The 23668-nt window shown below is 74.9% G+C and carries 15 protein-coding genes and 1 pseudogene; 9 read left to right on the forward strand and 7 right to left on the reverse strand.

What is annotated here, in order from left to right; translation table 11 throughout:
* Positions 1 to 96: 96 nt before the first annotated feature.
* A pseudogene (locus ABZ234_RS23485) lies at positions 97 to 279 on the forward strand (hypothetical protein); the annotation flags it as partial.
* A gap of 134 nt (positions 280 to 413) precedes the next feature.
* Positions 414 to 2555 carry a TIGR03986 family CRISPR-associated RAMP protein gene (locus tag ABZ234_RS23490; RefSeq protein WP_355013485.1) on the forward strand — a complete coding sequence of 714 codons (2142 nt, stop codon included), beginning with the start codon at positions 414 to 416 and terminating at the stop codon, positions 2553 to 2555.
* A 157-nt stretch (positions 2556 to 2712) separates the two neighbouring features.
* On the opposite strand, the gene ABZ234_RS23495 is transcribed toward ABZ234_RS23490, so the two are convergent.
* Positions 2713 to 3864: a hypothetical protein gene (locus ABZ234_RS23495; protein ID WP_355013461.1), complete on the reverse strand. Its 1152-nt coding sequence runs from the start codon at positions 3862 to 3864 to the stop codon at positions 2713 to 2715.
* A gap of 375 nt (positions 3865 to 4239) precedes the next feature.
* Between ABZ234_RS23495 and ABZ234_RS23500 the strand changes: the two genes are divergently transcribed.
* The 7 genes from ABZ234_RS23500 to ABZ234_RS23530 all read left to right on the forward strand — a co-directional run bounded on the left by ABZ234_RS23500 (position 4240) and on the right by ABZ234_RS23530 (position 16092).
* The gene (locus tag ABZ234_RS23500) at positions 4240 to 4614 is read left to right on the forward strand and encodes a hypothetical protein (RefSeq protein WP_267949013.1); all 375 of its coding nucleotides are present in this window, start codon (positions 4240 to 4242) and stop codon (positions 4612 to 4614) included.
* Positions 4615 to 4777: 163 nt separating this feature from the next.
* The gene (locus ABZ234_RS23505) at positions 4778 to 6940 is read left to right on the forward strand and encodes a CRISPR-associated protein (protein ID WP_355013462.1); all 2163 of its coding nucleotides are present in this window, start codon (positions 4778 to 4780) and stop codon (positions 6938 to 6940) included.
* Positions 6941 to 7268: 328 nt separating this feature from the next.
* Positions 7269 to 8843 carry an alpha/beta hydrolase gene (locus ABZ234_RS23510; protein WP_355013486.1) on the forward strand — a complete coding sequence of 525 codons (1575 nt, stop codon included), beginning with the start codon at positions 7269 to 7271 and terminating at the stop codon, positions 8841 to 8843.
* A gap of 226 nt (positions 8844 to 9069) precedes the next feature.
* Positions 9070 to 10596 carry an alpha/beta hydrolase gene (locus ABZ234_RS23515; protein ID WP_355013463.1) on the forward strand — a complete coding sequence of 509 codons (1527 nt, stop codon included), beginning with the start codon at positions 9070 to 9072 and terminating at the stop codon, positions 10594 to 10596.
* Positions 10597 to 10716: 120 nt separating this feature from the next.
* Entirely contained in the window at positions 10717 to 12843 is a 2127-nt protein-coding gene (locus ABZ234_RS23520; protein ID WP_355013464.1) for a multicopper oxidase domain-containing protein, read from the forward strand.
* A gap of 671 nt (positions 12844 to 13514) precedes the next feature.
* Positions 13515 to 15017 (forward strand): UDP-N-acetylmuramoyl-L-alanyl-D-glutamate--2,6-diaminopimelate ligase, encoded by a 1503-nt coding sequence (locus ABZ234_RS23525; protein ID WP_355013465.1) that lies wholly within the window; start codon positions 13515 to 13517, stop codon positions 15015 to 15017.
* A 214-nt stretch (positions 15018 to 15231) separates the two neighbouring features.
* The gene (locus ABZ234_RS23530; protein ID WP_355013466.1) at positions 15232 to 16092 is read left to right on the forward strand and encodes a MerR family transcriptional regulator; all 861 of its coding nucleotides are present in this window, start codon (positions 15232 to 15234) and stop codon (positions 16090 to 16092) included.
* An 82-nt stretch (positions 16093 to 16174) separates the two neighbouring features.
* Here the strand turns inward: ABZ234_RS23530 and ABZ234_RS23535 are convergent, their stop codons facing one another.
* The 6 genes from ABZ234_RS23535 to tkt form a co-directional block, all read right to left on the reverse strand.
* Positions 16175 to 16777 (reverse strand): pyridoxamine 5'-phosphate oxidase family protein, encoded by a 603-nt coding sequence (locus ABZ234_RS23535; protein ID WP_267949019.1) that lies wholly within the window; start codon positions 16775 to 16777, stop codon positions 16175 to 16177.
* Between the two features lie 148 nt (positions 16778 to 16925).
* Positions 16926 to 17672, reverse strand: coding sequence for a 6-phosphogluconolactonase (gene pgl / locus ABZ234_RS23540; RefSeq protein ID WP_355013467.1), 747 nt, complete (start codon positions 17670 to 17672; stop codon positions 16926 to 16928).
* Positions 17669 to 18595, reverse strand: coding sequence for a glucose-6-phosphate dehydrogenase assembly protein OpcA (locus ABZ234_RS23545; protein WP_355013468.1), 927 nt, complete (start codon positions 18593 to 18595; stop codon positions 17669 to 17671). The genes pgl and ABZ234_RS23545 overlap by 4 nt, the downstream gene beginning before the upstream one ends.
* 28 nt (positions 18596 to 18623) lie before the next feature.
* Positions 18624 to 20189, reverse strand: coding sequence for a glucose-6-phosphate dehydrogenase (zwf, locus tag ABZ234_RS23550; RefSeq protein ID WP_267950321.1), 1566 nt, complete (start codon positions 20187 to 20189; stop codon positions 18624 to 18626).
* Positions 20190 to 20333: 144 nt separating this feature from the next.
* Positions 20334 to 21440, reverse strand: coding sequence for a transaldolase (gene tal, locus ABZ234_RS23555; protein WP_267949022.1), 1107 nt, complete (start codon positions 21438 to 21440; stop codon positions 20334 to 20336).
* Positions 21441 to 21524: 84 nt separating this feature from the next.
* Positions 21525 to 23618 (reverse strand): transketolase, encoded by a 2094-nt coding sequence (gene tkt / locus ABZ234_RS23560; protein ID WP_355013469.1) that lies wholly within the window; start codon positions 23616 to 23618, stop codon positions 21525 to 21527.
* Positions 23619 to 23668 lie beyond the last annotated feature (50 nt).

Here is a 23668-nt window from a genome sequence, read left to right on the forward strand (position 1 = left end):
GCCCCGCCCCCCCCCGCCGCGCCGGCGGCGCGGGGCGGGGGCGGGCCCGGCCCCCCCCCCCCCCGCGGGGCCGCCCCCCCCCCCCCCCCCCCCGCGGCCCTGGAGAGCGCCGGCACGTGGCTGACCGTGCGGGAGTACTGGGCGTCCGACCCCGGGACGGGGGCGGTGGGGGTGGCCTTCCACCGGCTCACGGGGATGCGGTCCGGCGCCAAGCCGACAGGACCGGAGTTCGACGTGGGCACCGGGGACGAGATCGCCGAGGAGGAGCGCCGGTGGTGAACCCCCGCGACGTCGCCTCACGCTTCGGGGGCAGGCCGTGCCCGCCGCCGGGGGCGGCCCCCGGGCCCGCCGCCGCGGCGGACGCGGCCGCGGGCGGGCGGGGCGGGCGGTTCCACGCCACCGCGCCCTACGGCCTGGTCGCGCTCGCCGAGACTCCCGTGCCCGCGGCCGACCTGCACGCCGGGCACGTGACGGACGACCTGCTGCGCAGCCACGACCGCACGGTGGACGGAACCCGCTCGGGGTGGATCGACCTGGTCGTCACCACGCTCACCCCCACCTTCGTCGGCCAGACCCCCGAACCCGGCCGGGTCGGCTCCTCCCTCCGGTTCCCCCACGGCGAACGCCTCCTCCCCGCCCTGCCCGGATCGAGCCTGCGCGGCCTCGTCCGCAACACCGTGCGCATGCTCACCGGCGGCGAGACCGGCCCGGTCAACACGCCGATGCTGTTCTTCCGCGCTCCCGTGCGCATCGATCCCGGCAGCGCGGACAGCGGCCTGTCCACCCGCGCACGCCGGGTCATGGCCCGGCAGCACGCCGACTACCGCAGGCGCCGCGCGGGGCTGCGCACCAGGCAGGGGTTCCTGTTCCACTCCCCGCCGGACGGCTGCTGGTACGTCGTGGAGGTCCCCGGCACCGCTGTCTCGGCCGAACCGGGCCAGGCCCTCAAGGTGCCCTTCACGGTCCTGCGCGAGAGCCTGCGCACCTGGGACTTCGGGGTCGACGACTTCCCCGACCCACCCCGCGGGAACACCTACGTGCCCACCGCCCACGAGCAGCACGGACGCCTCCAGCACCGGTGGGTGTACGCCGTCCACCTGCCGGGGGAGCGGCGGATCGCCGCCGTCGCCCCCACGGCCCGCCAGGCGCGGGAGTACCTCGCGGCCCTGACCGCCGGAGCGGGCGGCCCCGACCGGGGAGGGGTCGTGCAGGCCCTGGTCGTGCTGACGGGGGCCGCCGCGGGGGACCGCCGCAACGCCTACCTCTTCCCCCGCCCCCGCGACCTGCGCGGGGGGCGGTTGCGGGTGCCCGGGTCCATGGTGGAGCTGTTCGAGTCGGCCGAACAGGTCACCGGCTACCAGAGGGCGGCCTTCCCCGACGGCCTGGGGGCCGGCGGCGCCGAACCGGCCCGCGAACCGGTGGCCGGGACCGGCGGCGGCGGACTGCCGCGCCGCAGCCTCGAACCCGTGTGGTTCGACGTCGACCTGTCCGGGGCGGTGGTGTCCTTCGGCCGCTCGGGCGGCTACCGCATCGCGGTCAGCGAGGACAACCCCGTCCGCCGAGCCGTCCCCGGGCCCGTGCTCGGGCCCCAGCACGGCGACCCCGACCGCGCCGGGCGCGCGGGCCGCCCGGTGGACGTGTGCCGCGCGCTGTTCGGCGACACCGACACCTTCGCCGGCGAGGCCGGGGCGTCCAAGGGACGCGTCTCCTTCGGCAGCGCGCTCTCCTTCGACCCCGACCCGGACTACCCCGACGGGGCGGTCCTGCGGGTGCGCCTGCTCTCGCCCCAGCGCGGCTGCTTCGCGAACTACCTGGTGCAGGGGCCCGACGCGGGGTCGGGGGACCGGCCGGACATCGTCACCTGGTCGCACGAGGGGCACGTGCGCCTGGGCGGGTACAAGGTGTACCTGCACCGCCACCCCGCGGGCGGCGCCCGCCCCTTCCGCCACGACGCGCGCGCCCAGGAGGAGCTGGACCTGACGGTGCTGGACCCCGGACACCGGGCGAAGCCGCCCCGGGACACCGAGCGCGACGTGGTCCCCCTCCGGGACGGCCTCACCTTTCACTCGCGAATCACCTTCACCAACCTCACCGACGGAGAACTCGGCGTCCTGCTGCGGGCCCTGCTGCTCGACAACCCGGTCGGCGGCGGGGACCCCGCCGACCCCGAGTACGCGCACAAGATCGGGATGGGCAAGTCGCTGGGCATGGGGAGCGTGCACCTGGCGCCGGAGCTGTACCTGGTGGACCGGCGCGCCCGCGCCCTGGACCTGGACCCGTCCGCCGGGGTCGTCCGGGCCACCGACGAACAGGTCAGGGGGTTCCTCGACGCCTTCGACGGCGCTCTGGCGGCGCGGCGGCTGCCCGGCGGGCCCGGCCCGGAACGGTGGCGCGAGGTGGAGCAGGCGCGCGACGTGTGCCTGGCCGGCCGGTGGCGCGGACGCCTGCCCCTGGAGGAGACGGCGGTGATGTCCTTGCGCGAGTTCGCCGAGTACCCCGTGCTCCCCCCGCTGGCCAGGCGCTTCTCCGAGGCGGGGCGGGGGCCGGGGACCTGAGCGGCGAGGGGCCCTTCCGGCGCGCCGCGCGGCAGGCCCCCGGCCCGCGGGGCCCGGAGTACGGTTCGGTGACCGGACCCGCCGCGGTCCGGGGCCCTCGGGCGCGCCCCCGCTCCGCACCGGCAGCGGTCCGGGCCCCGGGCCGTCCGGGGAGGCCCTACCTGTCGATGGCCTCCGCCAGGGCCTCCACGAGGTCCGCGCGCAGGTCGGGGTCGTCCTGGGCCCCCGCCCACAGGACGGGGACGTCGGTCCCCTCGTCGAGCAGCCGGCACAGCAGGGTCTCCAGGGCGCCCTGCGGGTCGGCGTCGAAGGCCGACCGCGACTCCTGGGCCCGCGTCGTCAGCGCGAGGCCGGTACGGCGCAGCCAGGAGCGCTCCGCCTCGCTCAGCACCTCGCGCCGCCGGGAGGGGTCCTCCGCCGGGTCCGCCGGGTCGGGGTCGGGGACGGGGGAGTAGGGGGCGCTGCGGGCCCGGCCGCGCGCCTGCTGCACCAGGGCGAAGTGCCGGGGCATGGTCGTGGCCATCCGCCCCAGCACACCGGTCAGCCGGCGGGCGACGTCCTCGCCGTTCAGTTCCGGCAGGAGGCCGCGGAGCACGAGGCGCCGCCGCTGGTCGGGGGTGCGGCCCGGGTCGGCGTCGCGCCCGGCGGCCAGCTCGGCCAGCTTGCGCAGCAGGTAGTCGCCCGTGGCGGTCGAGACCATGGGCGGCTCCTTGACGGCGGTGAGCGTGCGGCCGTGCAGGTCGGCGACCGGCACGGCGCTGCCGTCCTCCGTGAAGGAGACCGTCTCGCCCGGGTGGATGTCCTCGGGCAGGTCGGCGGCGGGGTTGCCCCAGCCCGCGGTGAGCACCAGCATGGCGAGCGCCTCCTGGTCGACCACGTCCGTGGCGACCAGGGCGACGTCGCGGCGCTGCGCCCAGCGGCGCGGGCGCTCGGAGAACGCGCAGCGGATGCGGCCGTCGGGCGCGCTCTGCGGGTAGACGCGGCGCAGGTTCTTGTAGGAGCGGTCCCGGCGCACGTCGTCCAGGGCGTCCCGCAGCCGGTGCGCGGCGGTGCGGTCCACCCCCGCGGCGCCGGGCGCGGCACGCCGCATGCGCACGGCGATGACGCCGTCGGGATCCGCTCCGTGCACCGGGCACGGGCAGTGCTCGGCGCACAGGTCGACGTAGTCGCAGAACTGTTCGGAGTGGCCCGAGCAGCCCTGCGCGGTTCCGTCCGCGGAGCACGGCCCGCACCCCAGGACGCGCGTGAAGACGCGAAGGAAGGCGGCGGAGCCGAACAGCTCCCAGGCGGAGCAGTGGTGCGTGCTCACGAACTCTTCTCCCCGGGTGTTCCGGGGCCGGTTGCTTTCCCAGCCCTCCGGGAAAGCACATGTGGAAGAGACGTGAGACCTCAGGTGACACCCCCGCGTGAACGGGAGGTCGTATAGCAAAATAGGGCCACACATAGGGAAATGTCAATTCTTGGGCTGGATTATCAGGTTGCATAAACCAGTCCTGATGCTGATGAAATGGACATCCGAAACAAGGGCCCCACGTCTTTCCCGGGATTGGCCCGGTACGCACGTCCGCCGCCCCCCGCGCGTGTGTCCGAGAGAGTGCGGTGAAGGCCTTGGACCGGTGCGCGGTACGGCCGGACCCGGCACGCCGGCCGGCCGCCGCGGACCGAGACGAACGGAGGGTGCCGGATGCCGGTGGTCAACCTGACGCCGCATGCGGTGACGGTCGTGGACGAGAGCTCCCGCGTCATCCGCCGCTGGCCGGGGTCCGACGCGCCGGCCAGGGTCGAGGCGGTGCGCGTGCCCGTCGGACTGGAGGTGGCCGGGGTGCCGCTGATGGCCGAGGAGCGCACCAGGGCCAACCTGCCCGAGCCGCAGGACGGGGTGTGGTTCATCGTGTCCTCCGTCGTCGGCTCCGCCCACCCCGAGCGCCGCGACCTCCTGGTCCCCTCCGACCTCGTGCGCGACGGCAAGGGCGTGGTGACCGCCTGCCGCTCCTTCGTGATCAGCGGTTCACCGGTGCGCGGAAGGGCCCCCGCCGCCGAGGAGAGGGTCGGGGCCTGACCGCCCGGCCTCCCCGCCGGACCCGGGGGCGACCCCTTCCGACCCGCCTCCCCCCGGGGCCCGACCGCCCGGCGGCGAACCGGCGCCCGCCCTGGAGAAGGGCGGATCCCGGCAGTAGCTTGTGCGTACCGAAACCGCCCCCGCTCCCCGTGCGAAGGACAATGTGGACAGTCCCCGAACCGCCGTCGTGCTCGTCGGGCAGAACCCCACCCCGGCCCTGTTGTCCTCGCTCACCCTCCCCGCCGACCGCCTGCTCCTGCTCGGCAGCGACGGAACCCTCCCCGTCGCGCACCGGGTCGCCCGCGCGGTGGAACGGCTCGCCGGCCGGGCGTCGGTGCGGGTGGCCAGCGTGGGACCCGACCCGCACGACTTCGGGCCGGTCACCGACACCCTCGCCGCGTTCCACCGGGACAACGGGGGAGAACCCTGGTTCCTCGACTACACCGGCGGGACCAAGGTGATGAGCGTGGCCGCCGCGCTCTTCCACGAACGGGCGCTGCCCCCCGACAGACACCCCCGTGCCCCCCGCTGGCGCCACTACCTCGACGCCCAGCGCGACATTCTGCGCACCGCGGACGGCTCCCATCCGGGACGCCCCGTGGTCGGCGACGGCGTCGACCTGCGCACCCTGGCCGGGATCCACGGCGCCCGCTGGCTCGACGACCGCGACCCCGAACCCGTCCGCCTCTTCGTCCAGGGCGGCAAACAGGCACTCCTGGCGCGGTTCCCCGACATGTCCCCGGCGGTGCGCCGGGGCGTCGTCGCCGAGGGCCGGGTCCTCTCCCACCTGCTGCGGCACACGCGCCGCCACCGGGGCACGGAGGTGCTCGGCCCCCGGCAGGTCGCCGACCCGCTCCACCCCGGCGGAGCCGTCGCCGACTTCGACGCGGTCGTCCGCTACCGCCACCGCGTGCTGTGCGTCGAGGCCAAGTCCCGCCCCGACGACGTCGTGGCCCGCGCCGGGTGGACCGTGACCAAGGCCCGCCGGGTGTTCGGCGGAGCGGTCCAGGTGCTGTTCGTCCACTCCGGTCCCGCGGTCCCGGGGCTGCGGGACCGGGTCACCGCGTACAACCCCGCGCTGAGCGCGCGCAGCGTCCACGTGTGGAGCCTGGACGACCTGCTCGCCCGGCTCACCTCGTTCGAGGAGGTCCGCAAGGCGTTCTTCCCGGGCCTGGGCGCCCCGCCGCGTCGCGGCGGTGGCGCGCGGACGCCCGCGCCGCCGGAGCCGCCTCCGGACGGGGCGGAGCCGCCCGAACGCCACCCCGGACCGGGGGACGGCCCCCTGCTGGTCACCTCCCTGGGCGGCAGCCGCATGGGGACCCTCACCGCCGTGCACGCCCACCGCCCCGCCGACACGCTCGTCCTGCCCTCCCGGCAGAGCGTCCTGAGCGGCGTGCGCGAGGCCGCCGCACGCACGCTGCACGCGGCCGAGAACCCCGGCGCGGACCGGCCCGAGGCCGCCGAGCTGAAGGAGGGCGGCTACCGCGACCGCGTGCGCTTCACCCCGGAGCCGGTGGACGGGTCCGACACGGAGGCGGTCACCGGGGTCGCCCGGCGGTGGATCGCCGAACAGCGGTCCGGCGGGGCAGCGGCACCGGTGGTCGTCGACATCACCACCGGGACCAAGGCGATGAGCCTCGGCCTGGCCCTGGCCGCGCGCCGGTCGGGCGCCTGCGTCACCTACCAGCTCGGGCGCAGGCGCACCGTGGTCTGCATGACCCACGGCCCCGTGCCCCTGAGGGGGCGCGCCGCCGTGGACTGGCCGCTGCTCCTTCCGGGGTACTCGCCCCTGACCGGCCCCCTGGCGGAGTGGGCGTGCGGGGAGGCCCGCGACCAGGTGGACGCCGACCTGCTCGACGCGGCACGCGACGCCCTGGTCCGGGCGGCCGGGGGCCCGGTCGGGGTGTGGGCGGACGCCTCGCTCGGCCACCCGGTGGAGTGCCTGTCCGCGCAGGAGCGTCCCAGCCTCGTGCTCACCTTCGACGACCGGGCCGTGGGGCTGGCCGCCCCAGGCTGGTCCCGCCGCCGCACCCCCGGGGGCGGCGCGCACCCGGTGGGCCGGGGCGCGTGGGCGCAGAGCGTGTTCTCCGCGACCCTGCTCCTCAACACCGGCTGTGACGTGGCGGGGACCGTGGTCGCCCTGACCCGGCCCGGCGGGGACGTCAGCCGCGCCGTCGAACTGGTCGACTGGATCACCCAGACCGAGGGGGAGGGGCGGGGGCGCCACGCGCGGATCGGCTTCGGCGAGCCCCTGCGCCCGCTGGTGGCGGTGGCCTCCCCGGAGGACCTCCCTGACCTGTTCGACACCGACGTCACCCTGCTCTGAGCCCCGGCCGGGGCCCGGCAGGGCGGTCACGTGCACTCCGGTCCGCCCCCCTCCCGCGGCCCGGCGGGACGGCCCCTCGCCGTGAGGGGGTGGCCGCCCGGCCGGGGGCGGGCCCTCCGGGGGCCGCCACTTCTGTTTTCCGGGACGGCGCCGGACCGGCGGGTGGATCGCCCGGGGTCCGTACGGCACCCTCTCCGGTGAGGGACGAGCCGGTCCCGGTGTGACACGGCCGCCGCGCGGGGGCGCGGGGACAGGAACGGAGCCGCGCGTGGGCAGGGGAGCAGCGGGCGTCGGGGGAGGCACGGGAGCGGGGGCGGCCCCGAGGGCGGTGCCGGCGGGGGCCGCGGCCGCGGTGCTGCTGCTCGCCGGGTGCTCGTCCGCGCCTCCCGGGGAGGAGGGGCCCTTCGCCGGGCAGGAGGTGCGCTGGCGCGCCTGCTACGACGAGCGGCAGGTCGGCGAACTCGCCGGGTGGGGGGCCGACGCGGCCTGGCTGGAGACCCTGGAGTGCGGAACCGTGGCCGTCCCCCTGGACCACGACCGGCCCGACGGGACGGTGCTGGAGATCGCGCTGATCAGGGCCCCCGCCACCGGCCCGGCGGAGGAGCGCCTGGGGTCCCTGGTGCTCAACCCGGGCGGCCCCGGTGTGTCGGGCATCGAGATGCTGGACTTCCCGTACTTCGGCGACGAGGTCCGCGCCGCCTTCGACCTGGTCTCCTTCGACCCCCGCGGCGTGGGGGAGAGCGGGGGCTTCGCGTGCGGGGACCGGTACGTCCTGGACGACGCGTTCCGGCGCGTCGCGGACACCGACCCCGAAGACCTGACCGACGTGGAACTCCAGCCGCTGGAGGACGCCGCCCGCCGCTACGCCGAGGCGTGCACCGAGGCGGTGGGGGAGGAGTTCCTCGCCCACCTGGGCACGGTGAACGTCGTCCGCGACCTGGACATCGTCCGCGACGCGCTGGGCGACGAGCGGTTGAGCTTCGTGGGCTACTCGTACGGCACGCACATCGGCGCCCTCTACGCCGAGATGTTCCCCGCGAACACGCGGGCGCTGGTCCTGGACGGTGCCGTGGAGACCGAGCTGTCCAACGCGGGGATCGCCCTGGACCAGGTGGCCGCCCACCAGAACACCTGGGACATGTTCGCAGCCCACTGCGCGGCGGAGGCCGACGGGTGCCCGTTCGCCGGGGCGGACCCCGAGGGGGGCGGCGCCGACGCGCGGATGCAGGAGCTCCTGGCGGGGCTCGACCGCGAACCCGCCGAGGTCGAGGGCATCCCCGTCGACGGTGAGACCCTGCTCCAGATGATCGGCACGGAGCTGTACCACGAGGAGAGCTGGGACTACCTGGCCGCCCTCCTCGGCGCCCTCGCCTCGGACGACGGAGAGGGGACCGCGCGCCACCTCGGTGAGCTGTACGACAACACGTTCGGCAAGTACGAGGACGTCGACCCGGAGGACGTCGACCCCCGCCTGGAGCACCAGGACGCGAACGCGGTGTTCACCGCCGTCAACTGCGCGGACCGCGCCGACCCCGAGGACGTGGCGGCCTACCGGGACGCGGCCGACCGCGCGGCCGGGCTGTCCCCGCTGTTCGGCCCCGACCTGGTGTGGGAGCAGCTGCCGTGCGCGTACTGGCCGGAGAGCGAGGAGGCGCCCACGGGGATCACCGCCCCGGACGCCCCGCCGATCGTCGTCATCGGGACCGTCGGGGACCCCGCCACCCCCTACGCCTGGGCCGAGGAACTCGCGGACCAGCTGGAGACGGGCGTCCTGGTCACCTACGAAGGGGCGGGGCACACCCTGTACGGCAAGGAGCGCAGCCCCTGCGTGGACCGGCCCGTGGACGCCTACCTGCTGACGGGGGAGGCGCCGCGTTCCGGTCTCACCTGTCCGCGCGCCTGAGACGTGGACGGACGCCCGCAAACAAGACCGACTGTTTACCTCCCGAACGGAATGTTACCGTCCGTGATCGGTGTGTTCTCCGCTGAAATGGTGCGAAAGGCCCCGGCAGCGGCCGGTCGGCGCTGACGGGAACGGAGCCACGGTGCGGACAAGGCGCTGGTGTACGGGTGCTCTCGGGCGGTTCGGCGGAGCGGGAGCCGTCCTCGGGGCCGGAGGACTGGCGGTCGTGCTCGCGGTGACCACGGGTTCCGCGCGGCCGCCCGCCGACGCCTACGTGCCCCTTCCGTTCTACGGCCAGGACATCGCGTGGAGCCCGTGCTTCACGCAGGCGGAGCTGGACGCGGTCGACGCCGACGCGGGCGGGGGCACCCCGCCGTGGATGGCGCAGCTGGAGTGCGGCACCCTCACGGTCCCGGTCGACTACGGCAGCCCCGACGGGGAGACGGTCGGGATCGCGCTGGCCCGGAGGCCCGCGCACGGCCCGGAGTCGGAGCGCCGGGGATCGCTGGTGGTCGACTTCGGGGGGCCGGGGGTCTCGACGGTGGACGGCATGCGCAACCCCTTCCTGGGGGAGCGGGTGCAGGCCTCCTTCGACCTGGTGGGGTTCGACCCCCGCGGGGTCGGGCGGAGCGGGGGCCTGGACTGCGACGGGTCGCGGGCGTGGGAGCGGGAGCTGGAACGCGTGGCCCCCGGGGACCCAGCGGCGAAGACCGCCGCCGACCTGCGCGGGCTGGGCGAGGCCGCCGAGGCCTACGGGCGCAGCTGCGCCGAGGCCGTCGGCGGGGAGTTCCTGTCGCGCATGGGCACCGTCAACGTGGTGCGCGACCTCGACGTCCTCCGCGACGCCCTCGGGGACGAGGGGCTGACGTACGTCGGCTACTCGTACGGCACCCACGTCGGGGCCCTGTACGCCGACATGTTCCCCGACCGGACGAGGGCGCTGGTCCTGGACGGGGTCGTGGACACGGCGCCCTCCAACGCCCGGCTCGCGGTGGAGGTCCAGGAGGCCTTCCAGGACTCCTGGGAGATGGTCGCCGAGCACTGCGCCCGGACCGTGGAGGGCTGCCCGTTCACGTCGGGCCGGGCCGCGGTGAAGGAGACGCCGGCCCTCCTGGAGCGGTTCGACCGGGACCGGCCGACCGTGCGGGGGCGGACCGTCACCGGCGAGATGCTGGCGGAGATGGTCGCCACGCAGCTCTACGACGAGTGGACCTGGGACTACCTGGCCGGGTTCTTCACGGATCTGGCCGAGGGGGACACCGGGTCCGAGACCTACCGGCGGTACCTGGAGTACATGTACGACCGCGCCTTCGGCGAGGAGGCGGACGAGGACGCGGACGCCTACACGGCCGTCATGTGCGCGGACCGGGACGACCCGGAGGACCTGAGCGCCTACCGGGAGGCCGTGGAGGCGGCCGAGCTGCGCGCCCCGCTGTTCGGCGGCGCGCCCGTGTGGGCGACGGCCTCGTGCGCGCGGTGGCCCCTCGCGGAGACCGGCGCCCAGGAGTTCACGGCGTCCGCCGCCCCGCCGATCGTGCTCGTCGGCAACGCGGGGGACCCCGCGACCCCCTACCGGTGGGCGCAGCGCATGCACGCCCGGCTGACGACCTCCGTCCTGGTCACCTACGAGGGCGGCGGCCACACCGTGTACGGCAGGGGCAAGAGCGCCTGCGTGGACGACCCCCTGGACGAGTACCTGATCAGCGGGAAGGTGCCCGAACACGGTCTGACCTGCCCTCAGGTCCTCGCCTAGGCCGCGCCCGCGGCCGCCTGCCGCTCCCGCCCCGGGCGGGCCGCGGCGCCGCACTCCCCCGACACCGGCGCGGGAGGGGGACCGCCCGCGCGAGCCGTTCCGACCACACGGAGGACGACCATGGCCGACCTGCCCAAGCAACTCGGACTGACCCCCTTCAAGGACGCCCTGCCCGTCCCGGCCGAGGCCGACCTGTCCGAGAAGGGCCCCGACGGGGTGGCCCAGGTGACGGTGAGGCTGAAGCGGACGAAGGTGAGCCTGCACTCGGAGCTGGACGTGCGGGGCAAGCCCGCCACCGAGGCGTTCGCCTACGACGGGACGGTCCCCGGGCCGACCTTCGACGTGGTCAGGGGCACGCGTATCCGTGTGATCTGGGAGAACGCGATCACGACCGGCGAGAAGTACCCCGTACGCCACGTCTGGGTGCCGCCGAGACCGCCCGGCACCCCCTCCCGGCCGGGCAGCGAGGGCGCCGCGACCGCGACCGCCGTCGAGGCGATCCGTCCGTGGAGCGTCACCCACCAGCACGGCGGCTACACCGACGGGGGCAGCGACGGATGGACGGACGACGCCGTCTACACGGGACGCGCCCAGCTCTCGGAGTACGCCAACGACCAGCCCGGCACCCTGCTCTGGTACCACGACCACGCGATGGGGATCACCCGCTGGAACGTCTTCGCCGGGCTGTTCGGGGCCTACATCCTGCGGGACGAGGACGACGAGGCGCTCACCCCCACCAGCGGCGCGGACGGCGGCACGGTCCACGAGGTCCCGCTCATCCTCGGCGACCGCAACCTGGAGACCACGGACGGCAGGCCGGGGAGCCCGCCCACCGCGCAGCTCCTGCACAAGGTGGTCGCCCTGGCGGACGGCCCGGCGACCGGTACGGGCAGCGACGGCGTGGATCCGGACGACCCCACCACCTGGCCGTCCACGCTCCCCTTCACCGGGCCCTACCAGACGGTCAACGGGAGGATCTGGCCGTACCTGGAGGTGGAGCGGCGCTGGTACCGCTTCCGGGTCCTCAACGGGGCCAACGCCCGCACCTACACGCTGCGCCTGTTCAAGGAGGACGACGGCGGCAACCTGACCGCGCCGACGCCCGAGGAGGTCCGCGGGGCGGTGCTCCAGGTCGGCACGGACAGCGGGCGGCTGGGCAGGCCCATCGACATCCGGGGGCGGCTGACCATCTCCCCGGCCGAACGGGTCGACCTCCTCGTGGACTTCAAGAAGTTCGGGACGGAGGCGGGGAAGGCGTCCCGGCTGCGGCTGGTGATGGTCGACGACCAGGGGGACCCGACCCGCGGCGAGCTCTTCCCCGCCGTCATGCAGTTCCGGGTCTCGGCGACCGGGGTCACGGACTCCTTCACGCCTCCGGCCGACCCCGCGCTCAAGGCCGGGTACGTGAGGGTGAGGCACGAGGACCACCCCCACCACGGCCACCGGATGGTGCTGATCACGCAGCCGGACGCGTTCGCGCACCCCAAGTTCCTGGAGCTGGAGCACGTGGCGGCGCCCGGTGACCACTCCCCGCACGCGGCGGGGGCGCACCCGGCGCACGCGGACGACGGCCACGCGGGGCACCCCGAGGGGGGCCACATCCGGATCCGCGACCACTCGGGACGCCTGCGCACCTACCGCAAGGCCGCCTCGACCTTCATGGACACGATCAACTTCGTGGTCCCGCTCGACGGGTGGGAGATGTGGAGCTTCCTCAACCTCGGGGGTCCCATGCACCCGATGCACATCCACCTCACCAGGTTCCAGGCGCTGCGCCGCGACACCTACGACGTCTCGGGCTTCGACCGGGTGAGCGAGACCACCCGGCACCCCCTCGCCTTCGCGGGAGCGGGCGTGGTCAACCCGGACGAGGAGGGGTGGAAGGACGTGATCCGGGTCGGGCCGGGGACGATGGTGAGCGTGATGGGCCGGTTCACGGGAGGGACGGGCCGGTACATGTACCACTGCCACCTGCTCGAACACGAGGACATGGGCATGATGCGCCCGTTCAACGTGGCGCCCCCGGAGATCGCCAGGTTCGGCCACACCATGGGCCACGGCGCCGCGGCGACGGCGGTCCGGATCGCCCGGGAGGCGGCGGGCCCGGAGGAGCTCCCGCGGGAGGGCCCGCCCCGGGCCGCCGGGCGCGAACCGGGCGGGTCCGCCCGTGACCCGCGCCTCGTCGGAGGGGCCGAACCGCAGGCGCCGGACGCCGGGGCGGAGGAGTCGGAGGCCGAGCGGGGGTGAGGCGCGGCCCCGCGGGCCGGGCCCCGCCGACCGGGCCCGTGCGGGGGGCGGACGCGTGTCGCGGGCCGGGGCGGAGGCGCCCTGTCACCGGCCCGGCCGCCCTCCCCGTCCCGCACGGCACCGCCGGCCGAAGCCGCACGTCCCCGGGTGGGCGCTGCCCTGCGGCACGTCCCCGGGCGGGCGCTGCCCCGCCCCGCGCCCGCCCCGTGTACGGGCGCCCCCGCCCCACGCCCCCGTACCGGCGCTCCGCCCGCCGCGGTCCGCGACCGGGCGCGTACACTCGGAGCATGGCCGGTACTCGCGCGTGTGGACAGGGTTCTCCCCTCGCCGCCCCGTGCCGTGCCCCCTCCGCCGTCACCGGCTCGACCTGCGCCGTGCCCGAGGCCCCCCGTACCGGGCTCCGGGCTCTCCACGGCCACGGCTAGCGACCTCCACCCGCCGTTCCGGCCGCCTCTCCACCGCGTCGTCCCCGTGGCCCCCGTGCGCCACGGTGCGCCACGCCCCCACCCACACGGTGCGCCGCCCCTTGACCGGGAGCCGCGCCCGCCCCTCACCGGGCCCGCCACACCGCACCACCGCTCCCTGCTCCGCCGGCCCACGGCATCCCGTCGGCCGCGCCCACCGGTGCCGCCCGTGCGAACGGCGCGCGCCACGCTCGAAGGGAACCCCTCGTGAAGCTGAGCGAGCTGCTCGAAGGCCATGACCACCGGATCCTGCACGGCGACCCGGACATCCGGATCACCGCCGGCCCGTGCCTGGACGCCCACAGGGCGTCCCCGGGATCCCTGTTCGTCGCCGTGCCCGGACACGAGGGGGGCGGGGCCGAAGGCGTCGCGTCCGCCCTCGCCCGGGGCGCGGCGGCCGTCCTCGTCGAGACCGGGCCGCCGGACCCCGTGTCCCGGTTCGCGCCCCGGGGCGCCTGCGTGGTCGAGGTGGCCGACGCCCGTGTCGCCGCGGCCCTCGTCTCCGCCCGCTACCACGGTCACCCGGGCCGGGGGATGGATGTGGTGGCGGTCACCGGGACCAACGGCAAGACCTCGGTGTCGTCCATGTACGAGTCGCTGCTGCGCATCTCCAAGGGAGCCCGGGTCGGTGTCATCGGCACCTCCGGCAGCCGCACCGGCGGCGACCCCGTCCCGATGCCGCGTTCGGTGCTGAGCACCCCCGAGGCCCCCGACCTCCAGTACATCCTGGGGCGCATGCGCGACAGGGGGACCCTCAGCGTGGTGCTGGAGGCCACGTCGATGGGCCTGCTCCACCACCGCGTGGAGGGCTCCTTCGTGGACGTCGGGATCTTCACCAACCTGACCCAGGACCACCTGGACGACCACGGCACCATGGACGACTACCGCGACGCCAAACTGCGCCTGTTCCAGGGCATGTGCCGCCACGCCGTGGTCAACGCCGACGACCCGGTCGGTGCGGCGATCCCCGCCATGATGCCCGGCGCGGTGACGACCTACGCCATCGACGCGGAGGCCGACTACCGGGCGACGGACCTGGAGGTCGACGCCTCGGGGACGCGCTTCGTCCTGCACCACGGCGGCCGCGGGTACCCGGCGGCCATCCCGGTGCCGGGCCGCTTCTCGGTGTCCAACGCGCTCGCGGCCCTGGCCGCCTGCCACTGGTTCGGCCACGAACTGGGCGCCCTCGTGGACGCGCTCGAACGCATGCCGCAGATCCCGGGCCGGTTCGAGCGCTTCGAGGCCCCGCACGGGGTGTCCGTGGTCGTCGACTACGCCCACTCGCCGGACTCGCTGGACAAGGTCCTCCGGACGATCCGCGGGTTCGCCCGGGGGCGGGTCCTCACCGTCTTCGGCTGCGGGGGCGACCGCGACACGACCAAGCGCGCGCGGATGGGGGAGATCGCGGGAACCCATTCCGACCTGTGCTTCCTGACATCGGACAACCCGAGGTGGGAGGACCCTGAGGCGATCATGGACCAGGTCGCCCCGGGTCTCACGGGGACGGGCACCCCGTACGAACGGGACGGGGACCGCCGTGCGGCCATCTCCGCCGCCCTGGCCTCGGCCGGTCCGGGGGACGTCGTCCTGCTCGCCGGCAAGGGCAGCGAGCCGTACCAGATCGTCGGCGGCGAAATGCTCCCCTTCGACGACATGGCGACCGTCCGCGAGCTCTCCCGGGCCCGGCCCGCGGTGCACTCGGGGGCGTGAGGGGAGGCGGCCCCGGGAGCGCGGCGACGGGGTCGCGACCGCCCCGCGCCCGGCCGCCGGGGAGGCCGCCCCGCGTGGCGGGGGAGCGCCCCTCCGCGGCCGGCGTGACAGGCGCCGCCTCCCACGCGGTGTGAGGGCCCGGGCTCCCGGGCGGCGGGAGGACTCGCGGCCGCGGGCTTGACCTTGCGGTTACCGCAACCCCGAGACTGGCGGCATGAGCCTGTCCATCAAGGAATTCAGCGAGATGAGCGACCTGTCCCCGCAGACGCTGCGCTTCTACCACTCCGAGGGGCTGCTGGTCCCCGCCGAGGTCGACGGGGAGACCGGGTACCGCTACTACTCCATCGAGCAGGTCGCGACCGCCGTGCTGGTCACGGCGCTGCGCGGCGCCGGTATGAGCGTCAAGGACGTCCGCCGCGCCCTGGAGGCCCCCGACACCGCCGCCGCACTGCTGGAGGAGCACACCGGGGCCCTGCACCGCCGGCGCCGGGCCGAGGACGAGGCGATCGCCACCGCCCGCGCACTCCTCACCGCCCCGCCTGCGGTCCGGCGCGGGGAGGCGCCGGGGACGACGGTCCTGTCGAGGACCGTTCCCCCGGTCGCCGTGGAGCGGAGAGCGGGCCGACCCGACCAGTACGACTGGGACGCGGTCACCGGAGCCGTCACGGCCACGGTGGCGGAGCTCGGCGCCCTGGCCGCCGAACACGGCGCCACCGTCACGGGCGCCCCCTGGTTCACCTGGTCCGGGGAGACCGCCGAGCAGAGGGAGAGGGCACTCACCCCGGAGGGCCCGCACTGGGTGGCCAAGGTCCCGGTCGCCGCGGGGGCCGAGGCGCTGGCGGCCCTGGCCGGGGAGGTCGAGGTGCAGGACTTCGAGGCCCGTGAGGAGCTGTCCATCCGGCTCCCGGGCCGGAACTCGACGCCCAAGTACGCCATGGCCCACCTCCAGCTGCTGGCGCACACCCCGGAGGGACTCTTCCCCGACCACTCGGGCATGCGCCACATCCTGCACGGGGACGGGACGGAGACCGCCGTGCGCCTGCGCCCGCTCGGCGGGGCAGGGGACGCCGACTGAGCCACGCGGCCGGGGCGCGGGGAAGGGGCCGCGCGCGGTGCCCGGACCCCGCCGTGCCCGCGCTCCCGTGACCGGCGCCCTCTCAGGCGCGTGTGCGGGCGTCCCCGGGGGTCCCCGCATCCGGACCGGACGGCTCGGGCACGCCGGACAGGCCGTCGATACTGGTGGCGTTGCGTGTCCGCCAGTAGTCGGTGAAGTAGGAGGGATCGCGGCGTTCGTGGTGGCGGTCCAGCAGGTCGCGGTCGCCGCGCACGTCCATCAGGGGGACGGAGAAGCCGCACGAGTCGGAGACGCGGTGGACGTCGACCACGATGATCGCCCGCTGCCCGAGGGTGCGCTCCTTGGGGAAATGGGAGCGAAGCTCCTCGAACCCGGCCTCGGCGGGCAGGACGGCACGCCCCCGGCCGTGGAGGCGGACGATGTTCGGCGGTCCGTCGAAGGCACAGAACATCAGCACGATGCGGCCGTTCTCCCGCAGGTGGGCGATGGTCTCGGTGCCCGACCCCGTGTAGTCGAGGTAGGCCACCCGGTGCTCGCCGAGCACGGCGAAGGTGCCGTCCATGCCCTTGGGGGAGACGTTGACGTGACCCTCCGCGCCCAGGGGCGCCGTGCCGACGAAGAACACCGGCTGGTCGAGGAGGAACCGGGCCAGCCGGGGGCCGATGGTGTCGTGGATGTTCGCCATGGCGGCCATTCTGGCAGGAGGGGGCGCCGCTGCCCGGGGCGGGACCGGCCGGATGCGGCCACGGGGCGCCGCCGCGGCCGGCGCCGGGGCCGGACACGCGGGCGCCCCGGCCGGTTCCGGCCGGGGCGCCCGCACACGCCGTCTCGCGCTACAGCTCGGAGGCCGCGGCCTCGTCCACCCAGAACACGGTCCTCTCCGCGCCGCGGGCGCCGGCCACCGGGGCCTCGTCCACGCTGCCCCCGGCCAGCCCCAGGCGCACCGCCTCGGCCTTGCCCTCGCCCGAGGCCAGCACCCACACCTCGCGGGCCGCGCGGATGGACGGCAGCGTCAGCGTCACCCGCTCCGCCGGCGGCTTGGGCGAGTCGCGCACCGCGGCGACGGACGCCTCGTCCTCGCGCACCCCCGACAGCCCGGGGAACAGCGAGGCCACGTGGGCGTCGGGGCCGACCCCCAGCAGGCACACGTCGAACACGGGCACGGGTCCCTTCCCGCGCGCCGCCACCGCCAGCTCCCGGCCGTAGCGGGTCGCCGCGTGCTCCACCTGGCCCCCGTCCAGCCCGTCGGAGGCGGGGATCGGGTGCACCTGGTGGCTCGGTACGGAGATCGAGTCGATCAGCGCCGCGCACGCCTGGGTCTCGTTGCGCTCGGGGTCCTTGTCCGGCAGGTAGCGCTCGTCCCCCCACCACAGGTGGACGTGGGCCCAGCTGATCCCGGCCTCGTTGGCGTGGTCGCGCACCGCCTCCAGGGCGCGGATGCCGATCCCGCCACCGGTCAGGACCAGGTGGAAGTCACGCTTGTCCGCCTCGGCCTGGACGATCATGTTGACCAGCTTCAACGCGACGCTGTCGGCCAGCCCCGCGGCGTCCGCGTGGCGGACGATCTCCGGTTCGCTCATCCTCGTGCTCCGCTCTCCGCGAGCAGCGGACCCAGGTGGCGGGCCGCGCTCTCGTAGGTCTCGTCGGCGTCCAGGCGGCGCAGCTCCTCGGCGAGCGCCAGTGCGGCGCCGCGCCGTGCCAGCGCCACCGTCTGGTCCGGCTGCCCGAACCGGGACAGCGTGGCCACCCTGCCGTCCACCCGGGAGACCGCGATGTCCCCCTCCGAGGTGGTCAGCCTGACCTCGGTCAGCCCGGGGCCGTGGGAGACGGCCCGTTCCACGGGGGCCTCCAGCCGGTCCGACAGCCACGCCGCCAGCAGTTCGGCGCTCGGGTAGTGCGCCTCGGCCGTCACCCTCGCCGAGTTCACCCACCCGCACGGCTGGTCCATGGCACTGGCCAGGAGCGAGCGCCACGGCGTCAGCCGGGTCCAGGTCAGGTCCGTGTCGCCCGGACGGTAGTGGGCCACCCGTTCCACGAGGTCCCGCAACGGGTCGGGGGCGCGCAGCGCGTCGGTGATGCGGCGCTGGGCCAGGCGGCCCACGGGGTCGGCGGCCGGGTTGAGGGGGCCCGCGCCCGGCCACCACGCCACCACGGGGGCGTCGGGGACCAGCAGCGGGGTGACCACCGAGTCCGCGTGCTCGCCGAGCGGACCGTACAGCCGGAGCAGTACGGCCTCGCCCGGCCCGGAGGTGCCGGGTCTGCGGATCTCGGCGTCGATGGCGGGTTCGGCGTCGGGGTCGCGCCGGATCAGGGCCACCACACGCGAGGGGTGCTCGCGGCCCGCCTCGGTGGCGGCGCGCACGGCGTCGTAGTGGTCGGCCTCGTCGGTGACGATGACCAGGGTCAGCACCATGTTCATGGCGCCGCCGCCGACGCTGAGCCGCTCGGACATGAGCGCCTCGGTGATCTGCGACGTCGTGGTGCGCGGCAGGTAGAGCGTCATGGGTTCCTCCCCGCGTGGTCGTGGCTGGTCACGGGCGCCGCCACTGGCGGCCGTCCCTGGCGAGCAGGTTCTCGGCGGACTCCGGGCCCCAGGTGCCCGAGCCGTACTGCTCGGGCCGGCCCGACTCGGCCCAGTACTCCTCGACCGGGTCGAGGATGCGCCAGGAGAGCTCGACCTCCTCCTGCCGCGGGAAGAGGGGCGGGTCGCCGATGAGCACGTCCAGGATGAGCCGCTCGTACGCCTCGGGGCTGGCCTCGGTGAAGGACTGCCCGTACGTGAAGTCCATGCTCACGTCACGGACCTCCATGCTCGCGCCCGGCACCTTGGAGCCGAACCGCAGCGTGACGCCCTCGTCCGGCTGGATGCGCAGCACCAGGGCGTTCTGCCCCAGTTCGCTGACGTCGGTGCGCGGGAACATCTGCTGCGGGGCGGCCTGGAACACCAGGGCCACCTCCGTCACCCGCCGGCCCAGCCGCTTGCCGGTGCGCAGGTAGAACGGCACCCCCGACCAGCGGCGGGTGTCCACCGCCAGCTTCAGCGCCGCGTAGGTCTCGGTCACGGAGTCGGAGGGGATGCCCTCCTCCTCCAGGTAGCCCCGCACCGCCGCGCCGCCCTGCCATCCCGCGGCGTACTGGCCGCGGGCGGTCCCGGTCCCCAGGTCCTCCGGCAGCGACACCGAGGCCAGGACCTTCTCCTTCTCGGCGCGGATCGCGTCCGCGCTGTAGGAGATCGGCTCCTCCATGGCGACGAGGGCCAGGAGCTGCAGGAGGTGGTTCTGGATGACGTCGCGGGCCGCGCCGATCCCGTCGTAGTAGCCCGCGCGTCCGCCCACGCCGATGTCCTCGGCCATGGTGATCTGCACGTGGTCCACGTAGCTGCGGTTCCACAGGGGCTCGAACAGGGTGTTGGCGAAGCGCAGCGCCAGGATGTTCTGGACCGTCTCCTTGCCCAGGTAGTGGTCGATGCGGAACACCGACGACGGCGGGAACACGTCGTCCACCACCGCGTTGAGCTCCTGCGCGCTCTCCAGGTCGTGGCCGAACGGCTTCTCGATCACCACCCGGCGCCAGGGGGTGACCCGCAGGCCGCCCCCGCCCGCGGGCCCGTCGTCCTCGCCGGGCTCGGCCAGGCCGGACCGCTTGAGCTGCTTGACCACCGTCGGGAACAGCTTGGGCGGCAGCGAGAGGTAGAACGCGTAGTTCCCGCCCGTGCCGCGCACCTCGTCGAGCTCGCGCACGGTCTCCGCCAGGCGGTCGAACGCGTCGTCGTCGTCCAGGTCGCCCTGCACGAACCGGACGCCCTCGCTGAGCTGGCGCCACACGTCCTCGCGGAACGGCGTGCGCGCGTACTTGCGCACCGCCTCGTGCGCCTGCTCGGCGAAGTCCTGGTCCTCCCAGTCGCGGCGGGCGAACCCCACCAGGCCGAAGCCCGGCGGCAGCATCCCCCGGTTGGCGAGGTCGTAGATCGCGGGCAGGAGCTTCTTCCTGGCCAGGTCGCCCGTGACGCCGAACAGCACCAGCACGCTGGGGCCGGCGATGCGGGGCAGTCTGCGGTCCAGGGCGTTGCGGAGCGGGTTGGGTACCGCTCCGGGCATCACCGGTTCTTTCACAGGTCTCTTCCTTCTGAGAGCGGCCGGTGGGCGGTGGCCGGCCGCCCGCGCCCACGCCTCGGGGGCGCGGGCACGGGCGGCGACGGGCCCGGGGCGGTCCCGCCCCGGGCCGCGGGCCGGGGGGACGCCTCAGGCCGAGGCGGCCAGCTTCTCGGAGAGGCCCTTGAGCAGGCTCTCCCACGAGGCGACGAACTTGGCGACGCCGTCCGTCTCCAGGTGGCCGAACACCTCGGTCAGGTTCACGCCCGCGGCCTCCAGGGCGGCGAAGTCGGCGTGGGCCTGCGCGTAGCTGCCGAGCACGGTGTTGCCCGCGACCACCGCGTGGTCGCCGACGGCGTCCAGGGTGGCCTGCGGCATCGTGTTGACGGTGTCGCGCGCGACCAGCCCGGTGACGTAGAGGGTGTCCTCGTAGGCGGGGTCCTTCACGCCGGTGGAGGCCCACAGCGGGCGCTGGGGCTTGGCGCCGAGCGCCTCCAGGGCCTTCCACTCCTTGCCCTCGAACACCTGCTCGTAGGCCTGGTAGGCCAGGCGGGCGTTGGCGAGCGCGGCGCGGCCGAGGAGGGCCGTGGCCTCCTCGGTGCCGATCGCCCGCAGCCGCTTGTCCACCTCGGCGTCCACGCGGCTGACGAAGAACGAGGCCACGGACTGGATCCGGGAGAGGTCGTGGCCGTTGGCGCGGGCCAGCTCCATGCCCTCCAGGAACGCGTCCATCACCTGGCGGTAGCGCTCCAGGGAGAAGATCAGCGTGACGTTGACGCTGATGCCCAGCCCCAGCACGCGGGTGATGGCGGGCAGGCCCTCCGCGGTCGCGGGGATCTTGATCATCAGGTTGGGCCGGTCGACCAGCCACCACAGGGCCTTGGCCTCGGCGACCGTGCGCTCGGTCTCCATGGCCATGCGCGGGTCCACCTCCAGGGAGACCCGGCCGTCGACGCGGTCGGTGGCGTCGTACACCGGGCGGAGGGTGTCCGCCGCCCAGCGGATGTCGTAGGCGGTGAGCAGGCGCACGGCCTCCTCGACCGAGACGCCGCGCGCGGCGAGCTCGCTCACCTGCTCGTCGTAGGCGTCGCCCTCGGCCAGCGCCTTGTCGAAGATGCTCGGGTTGGACGTGACGCCGACGACCTTGTGGGTCGACATCAGCTCTGTCAGGTTGCCCGTCCGCAGCCGTGTGCGGCTGATGTCGTCCAGCCAGACGGACACGCCTGCCTCGGACAGGTCCTCGAGTGGGTTGCTCATGGTGTTCGCGCCTTCCTCACGGGCGTTGCCGCCCTCTCGCACAAGGGGAGCGGGTCCCGCCGGTCGGCGGCGGGACCCGCGCTGTCAGCGTCCGGCCCTGGCGGCGCTCTTGCGAGCCGCCTCCACGACGGCCTCGGTGGTGAAGCCGAACTTCTCGTACAGGGTCTGGTACGGGGCGGAGGCGCCGAAGTGCTCCAGGCTCACCGACTCGCCGGCGTCGCCGACGTAGGAGCGCCAGCCCATGGCGATGCCGGCCTCGACGGACACGCGGGCGCGCACCGACGACGGCAGCACGCTCTCGCGGTACTCCTCGCTCTGGTCCTCGAACCACTCCACGCACGTCATGGACACGACGCGGGTGGGCGTTCCGGCCTCCTCCAGGACCTTGCGGGCCTCCACGGCGATCTGCACCTCGCTGCCGGTCGCCAGCAGGATGACCTCCGGGGAGCCGCCGGTCGCCTCGGCCAGCACGTAGCCGCCCTTGACGGCCTCCTCGGCCGGGGCGTACTCGGACCGGTCCAGGACGGGCACGTTCTGCCGGGTCAGGGCGAGCGCGGCCGGGCGGCCGGAGTTCTCCATGACCGCGCGCCACACGACGGCCGTCTCGTTGGCATCGGCCGGGCGGATCACGTCGAGGCCGGGGATGGCGCGCAGCGCCCACAGGTGCTCGACCGGCTGGTGGGTGGGGCCGTCCTCGCCCAGGCCGATGGAGTCGTGCGTCCACACGTAGGTGACCGACAGCTTCATCAGCGCGGCGAGGCGGACGGCCGGGCGCATGTAGTCGCTGAACACCAGGAAGGTGCCGCCGTAGGGGCGGGTCGGGCCGTGCAGCGCCATGCCGTTGAGGATCGAGCCCATGCCGTGCTCGCGGATGCCGAAGTGCAGCACGCGCCCGTACGGGTTGCCGGGGAACTTGCTGCTGGCCCGCTCGAACGGCAGGAAGGACGGCTCGCCCTTGGGCGTGGTGTTGTTGGACCCGGCCAGGTCGGCGGAGCCGCCCCACAGCTCCGGGAGCACCGGGGCCAGGGCCGAGAGCACGTCACCGCTGGCCTTGCGGGTGGCGACGCCCTTCTCGCTGGGCTCGTACGTGGGCAGCGCCTCCTCCCAGCCGTCGGGGAGCTTGCCCGCGGCGAGGCGGTCGAACAGCTCGGCGCGCTCGCCCGCGCCCTGGTGCCACGCGTCGAAGGCCGTCTGCCACTCGGCGCGGGCCTCGCCGCCCCGCTCCAGGGCCTTGCGGGTGTGCGCGATGACGTCGTCCTGGACCCCGAACGGCTCGTCCGGCAGGCCGAGGATGCGCTTGGTGGCGGAGATCTCGTCGGTGCCCATGGCGGCGCCGTGGACCGCGCCGGTGTTCTGCGCGTTGGGCGCGGGCCAGCCGATGACGGTGCGCAGCTTGATGAAGGTCGGACGCTCGGTCTCGGCCTTGCCGCGCAGGATCGCCTGGTAGAGGGCGTCGATGTCCTCCACGTACGAGCCGGTGGAGGTCCAGTCGACCTCCTCCACGTGCCACCCGTAGGCGCGGTAGCGCGCGGCCACGTCCTCGGAGTGGGCGATACGGGTGTCGTCCTCGATGGAGATCTGGTTGTCGTCCCAGATCATGATGAGGTTGCCCAGGTTCTGGGTGGCGGCCAGGGCGCTCGCCTCGTGGCTCACGCCCTCCTGGACGTCGCCGTCGGAGCAGAACGCGTAGACGTGGTGGTCGAACGGGCTCGCGCCCGGGCCGGCGTCCGGGTTGAACAGGCCGCGCTCGCGGCGGGCCGCCATCGCCATGCCGACGGCGTTGCCCACGCCCTGGCCCAGCGGGCCGGTGGTGGTCTCCACGCCGGCGGTGTGGCCGACCTCGGGGTGGCCCGGGGTCAGGCTGTCCCACTGGCGCAGGGACTTGAGGTCGTCCAGCTCCAGCCCGTATCCGGCGAGGTAGAGCTGGATGTACAGGGTGAGGCTGGAGTGGCCGATCGACAGGACGAACCGGTCCCGGCCGACCCAGTCGGGCGCGGCGGGGTCGTGGCGCATGACCTTCTGGAACAGCAGGTACGCGGCGGGAGCCAGGCTCATCGCGGTGCCGGGGTGTCCGTTACCCGACTTCTCTACCGCGTCCATCGCCAGCGCCCTGACCGTGTCGACGGCGCGGAGGTCGAGGTCCGACCACTCCAGGGATTGCGGGGTGTGGGCGTTCACGGACTTTCGTTCTCCTTCTCGGGCACCCCTCGCGCCCGGTCTGCGGGCTG

The organism is Nocardiopsis sp. NPDC006198, assembly GCF_040613895.1.
GTDB lineage: Bacteria > Actinomycetota > Actinomycetes > Streptosporangiales > Streptosporangiaceae > Nocardiopsis > Nocardiopsis tropica.

Bases quoted from the DNA above. Each gene is read 5' to 3' on its own strand.
- ABZ234_RS23535 (WP_267949019.1), bottom strand. From the start codon at position 16,777: ATGGCGAACATCCACGACACCATCGGCCCCCGGCTGGCCCGGTTCCTC.
- ABZ234_RS23520 (WP_355013464.1), top strand. From the start codon at position 10,717: ATGGCCGACCTGCCCAAGCAACTCGGACTGACCCCCTTCAAGGACGCC.
- ABZ234_RS23545 (WP_355013468.1), bottom strand. From the start codon at position 18,595: ATGACGCTCTACCTGCCGCGCACCACGACGTCGCAGATCACCGAGGCG.
- zwf (WP_267950321.1), bottom strand. From the start codon at position 20,189: ATGCCCGGAGCGGTACCCAACCCGCTCCGCAACGCCCTGGACCGCAGA.
- ABZ234_RS23530 (WP_355013466.1), top strand. From the start codon at position 15,232: ATGAGCCTGTCCATCAAGGAATTCAGCGAGATGAGCGACCTGTCCCCG.
- ABZ234_RS23500 (WP_267949013.1), top strand. From the start codon at position 4,240: ATGCCGGTGGTCAACCTGACGCCGCATGCGGTGACGGTCGTGGACGAG.
- tal (WP_267949022.1), bottom strand. From the start codon at position 21,440: ATGAGCAACCCACTCGAGGACCTGTCCGAGGCAGGCGTGTCCGTCTGG.
- pgl (WP_355013467.1), bottom strand. From the start codon at position 17,672: ATGAGCGAACCGGAGATCGTCCGCCACGCGGACGCCGCGGGGCTGGCC.